We start from the raw sequence: 7,142 nt of genomic DNA on the forward strand, positions 1-7,142 counted from the left end.
ACCTGATAAGTCCGAATGTCCTCGCGCCGGAGCAGGTCCGGCGATTTGCCGAAGTGCCGTGCGAACAGCGACACCTGCGCTGAGTGTGGAGCGCGAAGTTGCGCACCTGCATGTCCTCGCTCATGCGCTGGCGAAGTTGGGTCATGACGAGATCCTTTGTCCGATGGAATGGCCTGCTAGCAGCCACCCCATGCTCGCGCAGTTTGAGCTCCTTTTGCATGCATGCCCGGCGCGACGGACGACGCCAAGATCGCGCCGCACGGCGGAAGCTTTTCGAAAAAGCCTAATTAGCAGCTCGGCTCGACGCAGTTTGCGATCGAAATCGGCGCGCCTCGGCGTCGGCGCCATGAATTTGAAAAACGTTCTTGGCCAAATCCAATCCACATGCCGCACGCGGCATGTAATGCCGAGCGTATAAAAATGCCGAGCCAGCCCGGATAGTGGCTGTGTTCAAACAATTCTCCGGTACTTGGTTCGGCATAATTGTTCATCCTACTCCCCTCGCAATCGATGCAGAGGAGGGAGAGATGACCTTTGGAAGTGTTTCTAAATCGCAGCCGGCTTCTTCGCAGATTGAAGTCTGGCGCATTCGCAGATGTTTTGGACCTTTACACTGACAAGCTTCGACAAGGGCTACTCGGAGGAGGATGCGGCCCAAGCGTTCCGCCTGATCGATCGTTTCAGTCAGTGGCTCACCGGCCATGGTTTGTGCTCCAGGGATATCGACGAGCGGTTGGTTGCCCGGTTCTTTCGGAGCCGCGCGCAATGCCAAGTACAAACCAGCGTTGACCATTCCGCGATGAGAAGGCTGTTGGCGACACTACGTAAAGCCGGAGTCGTCGGGCCGCCTTTGCCCCCTTCGCTCAACCCGTTGAACAACTGCTTGCAGATTACCAAGGATACCTGCAGCGCGAGCTTGGTGTCAGTCCAGCCACGACAGTAGCCTATTCCAGCTACTTGCGCCCGTTTCTGCGCTCGCTGGCGCTCAACTGCATCGACGACATCGCGCGGATAACGGCCCTCGATTTCATTCGATATATCGAAGGGCATGCAGGCGACGGCAGACCTGCTACGGACGTGGCCTTCTGTTCGCGGCTCCGTTCGTTTCTGCGGTGTCTCAGCGCCGAAGGCCTGGGTGCCAAAGACCTCTCTGCATACGTTCCTTTGGTCAAGGCGCGGGGACAGGTCGGGCTGCCCGCTTTTTCGAAAGCCCAGGTTCAGCAGGTGCTACAAGGTTGCGGACGAGCCACGGCCAAGGAGCGGCGGGACTATGCCGTACTACCGCTTCTCGCCCGGCTCGGTCTGCGCGCTAACGAAGTGGCGCTTCTCACGCTAGACGATATTGACTGGCGAGCCCGGCAACTCCACGTGCAGGGCAAGGGACGCAAACGGGCGACCATGCCGCTCCTACCCGAAGTCGGCGAGGCCATCGCGACTTACCTGCGCGACGGTCGTCCGATATCCGGGAGTCGCCGGGTTTTCCTTCGCTCGCACGCTCCGCACATCGGCTTTACCTCATCATACGCGGTGATCCATATCGCACGCTCCGCGATCAATGCAGCCAATATAACTGGCGTCGCGCATCGCGGATCACCTGTTTCGACATAGCCTGGCCACTGGACTCCTTGGTTCGGGGGCCACGCTGACCGAGATCGGCCAGGTCTTACGTCACCAAAACCACGATACGACACGCATCTATGCCAAGGTTGACCTGGCAAGCCTGCGGCGCCTGGCAACGCCATGGCCGGGAGCCCTGCAATGAGCCCGCTGTACATCGCCCTCGAGCGCTACATGGGCATGCGCCGCACCCTTGGCTTCAAGCTTTCGTCTCAGGAACAGATACTACGCCGCTTCGTCGCGCACATGGATCAGGATGGCAACGCGATCATAACCAGCAAGCTCGCCATCGAATGGGTGAGCAAAGATGCTGGTCCAGCGTCCTGGCCCGGGCGCCTGTCCGCAGTTCGCGGGTTCGCCCGGTACGTGGCGATTACCGACCCGCGGACACAGGTCCCTCCGACGAGCGTGTTTCCGGAGCAACGGCGGCCCGCACCCTACCTCTATTCCGAGGCTGAAGTTCAACAGCTTCTTGCTGCGATGCTGGCCCTTCCACCCGCAGGCAACCTGCGTCGATGGACCTATTATTGCATCGTCGGCCTCCTCGCCGTGACCGGCATGAGGATTGGCGAGGCCCTGCGGCTTCATAGAGGTGATGTCGATCTCGACCAAGGGATACTGGTCATTCGCGACAGCAAGTTCGGCAAGTCTCGCATCGTCCCCATTCATTCGTCGACGCTGACCGTGCTCAAGGATTATGCAGCACGGCGTGATAGCCAACCCTTGAGGTCCGCCGGCCGGCCATTTTTCACCGGCGAACGCGGCGGCCACGTGCAATATCGCAATATCGTCACCGATTTCCGTGTTGTGTCACTAAAGATCGGCCTGCGACCGCGCGGCGCTCGCACAGGACCCCGCCTGCACGACCTGAGGCACGGTTTTGCCGTTGCTACGCTGCTGCGCTGGTATCGGGCCGACAAGGACGTAGACCAACTTCTTCCGGTCCTTTCCACCTACCTGGGGCACGGCCGTGTTCGCGACACATATTGGTACCTGTCGGCCTGCCCCGAACTCATGGGGGAAGCTGCCCGAAGACTCGAAGCGCGATGAGAGACACTGTCATGACGCAGGATCTCCAACTCGCGCCGCTGATCGAACGGTTCTTTACACACCGCCTTGTCCATCGGCGCAACGTCAGTCCGCACACGCTTGCATCCTACCGCGACACCTTTCGCCTGTTATTCAGGTTCGCGCACGCCAGGCTGCACGTGGCGCCGTCCAACCTGCGGCTTACAGATCTCGATGCACCATTTATTGTTGCGTTCCTCGAGGACCTGGAAGACAATCGCTCGGTCAGTATCACGACGCGCAATTTGAGGCTGTCGGCGATCCGCACTTTTTTCCGGTACGTCGCATTCGAAGAGCCGGCCCATAGCGCGCAGGTCCAGCGCATTCTTGCCATCCCCGGAAAGCTCCACGGTAAGCGCGAAGTCCATTCCTGTCGCGCCCAGAGATTGATGCGATCCTGGCCGTGCCCGACAAAGCAACCTGGCTTGGTCGTCGCGATTACACGTTACTGCTCCTCGCGGTGCAGACAGGCTTTGCGCATTTCGGAGCTGACCAGCCTCGAGCGGGAATCCATCAAACTGGGTACCGGGGCACATGTCTTCTGCCTTGGCAAAGGCCGCAAGGAGCGGCGCACACCGTTCACGACGTACGCCCGCCGTGTCCCTGAGACGTGGTTGAAAGAGCCCCCTCGTCGAGACCCATCCGCCTTGTTTCCAAACGTACACGGTGGACACCTCAGTTCCGACGCCATCCAGTTCCTGCTCGCCAAGTACGTAAAGATCGCTCGGGAGCAATGCCCGTCATTGCGCAAAAAACGGGTGACACCCCATGTGCTGAGGCACTCGGCGGCTATGGAGTTGCTTCAGGCGGGCGTCGATATCTGCCCTCAGGAACGCCTTCACATAACGCGTTCCGGTGCAGACAACACCCCGCCTTCCTCAGCCCCTCGAACAGCCGAGAAGGCCTCGAGCTCGACCCGCTCAGGGTTCGCGCCAGCTAACCACCAGTCGGGACGTGACCAATTAATTACGCCGAAGCCGAACATGTTTCAAATGTAGCACAATTTCTGACGGGCATGGAGAATCAATGTTGACACCGCGATGAATAAACATAGCATATTTTCTTACAGGTACCGTCTATTTTAATACACGTTGGCGGCCGAACCCACAGCCCGCCATTAGGTGCTTCCTAAGCACATCGACGCGATTTCTGAGGATCCAAGCGACATACGAACCATCGCTGAACGCAACATCCCGATTGAGCACGGTGCGCCTTAGGCACGAGCTTGCCGAGTTCGATTCTCTCTTTTGCAAAGTCTGTTCAGTGTTTCGATGCGCAGGCTAAGGATTGAGAATCGAGGGCCTCAAGGCGACAAGTTGGAAAGGAAACCTAAATGACAATACGGAACATTCGGAAAGTCGTGCCTTTATCGAAATTAGATCATAACGGCACGCCGACAGGGGTGGAAGTAAGGGCCAAAGCAGGTCCTGAAGCCGACGAGTTCTCACCGATGGATGCCCCGGAGCTCTTTATGGAAGCATCCGAGCGCCGGGCACTAGCGTTGCGCAAAGCAATAAAGGCACGGGATGCAACGTAGAACAGTCCAGAATACCCCAACCAACCAAGGTCATATTAAATTGCGGAGAGATCGTGGTGAGCGGTAAAGATGACATTAATCGAACGAGCAGGGAACGGAGCAGCGGCGAATCTTCCAACGAGGGCGACATTGGGACGGGCTCCAGGCCTAGCGGTCAACATTACGTATCTATGGACGAGGATGGCTCAGACAATAATACTTCCTCTATAGAAACTATCATGCGGGAACAAAAGCTCGCAGACAGGATGGAGCGGCATCGGAATAAGCCTCCTGCTAAGCTACCTAATGACGATAGCCTCTTGGTCGCTATCCGCGATCCAGTTGATGAAGACCGCAATCCACATGGGACTAGATGGACCTTTCTTAGAGGTGCTGACTTTCAGCGACAGCACGGTCCAAAAACGCCGGAAGATGTGGACCGAGAGCTTGTTTATATCAAATATAACGGTAATTATCACACGAAGAGCGGTTTGTGGAACGCCATCAAAGACCCGCTCAGCGACGAAACAACGCTCGAGTATAAAGATCGAGAGTTCAGGCGAATTGCGGTAAGGTTGGGTATTACCGCAGAGCGCACGAGAGATCTCTACCCGAGTGGTACGAAAATTGTAACTGACGAAAGGGGGAAGAAAACTGAAAAGCCGAACTACGCGCTGAAAGGTCAGGACCAATTCTACAATACTCCTGCCGGACCGAGAAGACGTGCCGTTGCTTACAGAGACTCGCACGTGAACGGTGAATTAGCACCGGACTGTATGGTGCATATGCATGACGGGACAATCAGGGGCTTCTCCCGTCTCCCCGAAGACGGATTTGAGGGAGTTTCGCTAGAGGCGTTGGAGAAAGAGCGTGGCAAGTTGTGGCTGAAGTCGCTCCACCATGTCTATCAAACCCCTGATTATATCGACAGAACGCAAGGCAAGGGTGCCGCCCTAAACCGTTTTGCTGACTACGCGGGAGAGAATCGCGCCCATAACAAGAATACTGACACCGCATATGTAAAGATCCACGACACCTACTTCCCGGTCAAAGAAGTTCTTAACACCTATCCAGATGACATTGTGTCGAAGGCCATCAAGAGAGGACCAACGCTCGATGAGAGAATGCTCATACGAATGCCCACCGGGAACACTTTCGTATCCCCAAACTGGGCCTATGAGATGCATCCCGATTATTTCAAGGCCGTGTGCGAAGACCATGGTATCAATCCGGAATGGGGCAAATTCAAGCCCAAGTGGCACGATCGGCTGAATAAGTACGCTTTACATTCGAGGGTTCTCATTGAAGAAGACGGCAATCTAGTAGAAGAAGCGTCGGTCATGCCGGAGAACAAGGCGGTGTTAGATGAGTATCCTCCGGAAAGAATATTTTACGAAGGAGATACGAAAAATGGGGATAGGACCGGGACCTTTACCTCCCTTGCCGAGACACATCGGCAGGCCACCAGTGAGCGCAATGATGGAAAAGACCTAAGCATACCGGATGAAGTCACCGACATACTTGTACTCTCGCGCGAGAGGCGCGAGAGTACAAGTATGTCTCAACCTCCTCCTAGATACGATGAGAGGTCCGAGCGGAGGCAGCGACGCGATTCATATGAGCGTTGAGATCGACCTCCTAACGGCCACATAGCCGAGCAATCCGGCGTGGCGCAGTGCGCGCTTTTCCCATCTTATGCGTTCCGCTGCCTCTCTCCCGGTAAATCGTCATGGAAGGAATGATGACGTGGCAAAGATCGAAAAAAAAGCTGTTAAGATGAGCGATCCTTCGTATCGGGGACGAGCGGCGGAGAAGCGCAAGACAAATCTCGATCTGCGCGCGCGCCTCACGGAGAGAAGGGCTAGCGAAAGGATCGAAGGGTACAGCCGAGCCAATAAGCAGGAAAAGTACACCAGCGATTTGGATATCCTCGATAAGGTCGATGAAGACACGCGAGGTGAGGTCGGCTACAAGCTTCTTGGAAACAGGAAGCTGCGCATTGACAACAAAGGCCAGCTTACGCGTGAGAGAGGAATAATTCTAAAAACCCGGAAAGTTATAGAACGCAGCGCGGACACCGGGGCTTCGATACTTCGCCGATTCGAGAAGGACAGCTGGCGGACGAAGAAAACCGAAGAGTACGACAAGGATGGTCAACTCCGCTCTAAAAGCGTCGTGCGCAAGGACGGAAGATACAAGGAAAATTGGGTGCGAGATGAGAAGGGAACTCTCATCCGGACAAGCTATTTTAACAATCGCTGGCAAGACCGCAGACTTTTCCGCCCCATTTCCGAGGAGCTAAGCAGCGCGGACCTAAACGGGCGCCGCATCCTGACCAGGAGGCAATTCGCCAGCGAAAAAGTCTTCGAGCGCAACCAAGATGGCAATTTAGAGCTAATAAGCCGCAAAGGGCCGTTGTCCTTTAGACATACAAGAACGTCGGCCGATAGAAAGACGTCCAAGACTTACGTTAGTTACCTTGGCGGCTTATTCAGTAATTCGTATCAATCCCGTTTGGATCAAAATGGAGATCTTCTTAGTAAGGATATCCTTTGTCGCCGGACATTGTGGAGTAAGAGCTCGGCCGAGTATGATGATAAGGGCCGAATAACGAAGGCGACAAGCACGGTGTGGAAACTATACGGGAGCGAGAGCCAGTATCTTGGCGGAGAAGTCAAGAAGGTTACTAAAAACGTACTTGGCGTGAAGTTCAGTACAAAAATAAAAATGATGAGCGACAGAGAGCTCGAGGCCCAGAAGCTGCGTGCCGAGGAGGCTGCAACACACAGCGCAGCGTGGGAACCCAAGCCGTTAGTCCATTGCTCGTCCGCACCGGCCGGGCGCCAAAGCGAACCCAACGCCCGGAATAATCTCGATAGGGTTATGGAGGCAATCGCAGGACAGGGAGGGTCCGTGCGGGCAAACGGCACGTCGCCACGGC

General features: G+C 55.9%; 6 protein-coding genes and 2 pseudogenes. 6 read left to right on the forward strand and 2 right to left on the reverse strand.

Going from position 1 to position 7,142, the window contains the following annotated elements:
• Nucleotides 1-145: pseudogene (locus ACWGS9_RS33295) on the reverse strand (integrase); the annotation flags it as partial.
• Nucleotides 146-287: 142 nt separating this feature from the next.
• Nucleotides 288-491, reverse strand: coding sequence for a hypothetical protein (locus ACWGS9_RS33300; protein WP_454509216.1), 204 nt, complete (start codon nt 489-491; stop codon nt 288-290).
• 388 nt (nt 492-879) lie between these two features.
• Between ACWGS9_RS33300 and ACWGS9_RS33305 the strand changes: the two genes are divergently transcribed.
• From ACWGS9_RS33305 to ACWGS9_RS33330, 6 genes and pseudogenes are all read left to right on the forward strand, one after another.
• Nucleotides 880-1,608 (forward strand): tyrosine-type recombinase/integrase, encoded by a 729-nt coding sequence (locus ACWGS9_RS33305; protein WP_454509221.1) that lies wholly within the window; start codon nt 880-882, stop codon nt 1,606-1,608.
• Nucleotide 1,609: 1 nt separating this feature from the next.
• The gene (locus ACWGS9_RS33310; RefSeq protein WP_454509222.1) at nt 1,610-1,762 is read left to right on the forward strand and encodes a site-specific integrase; all 153 of its coding nucleotides are present in this window, start codon (nt 1,610-1,612) and stop codon (nt 1,760-1,762) included.
• Nucleotides 1,759-2,667, forward strand: coding sequence for a tyrosine-type recombinase/integrase (locus tag ACWGS9_RS33315; protein WP_454509217.1), 909 nt, complete (start codon nt 1,759-1,761; stop codon nt 2,665-2,667). Before ACWGS9_RS33310 ends, ACWGS9_RS33315 begins: the two co-directional genes overlap by 4 nt.
• Nucleotides 2,668-2,678: 11 nt before the next feature.
• The gene (locus tag ACWGS9_RS33320; RefSeq protein ID WP_454509218.1) at nt 2,679-3,683 is read left to right on the forward strand and encodes a tyrosine-type recombinase/integrase; all 1,005 of its coding nucleotides are present in this window, start codon (nt 2,679-2,681) and stop codon (nt 3,681-3,683) included.
• 595 nt (nt 3,684-4,278) lie between these two features.
• Nucleotides 4,279-5,829: a VirE2 family protein gene (locus tag ACWGS9_RS33325; RefSeq protein ID WP_454509219.1), complete on the forward strand. Its 1,551-nt coding sequence runs from the start codon at nt 4,279-4,281 to the stop codon at nt 5,827-5,829.
• A 118-nt stretch (nt 5,830-5,947) separates the two neighbouring features.
• Nucleotides 5,948-7,142, forward strand: a pseudogene (locus ACWGS9_RS33330) (virA/G regulated protein); the annotation flags it as partial.

The organism is Mesorhizobium sp. Arg314 (assembly GCF_053714275.1).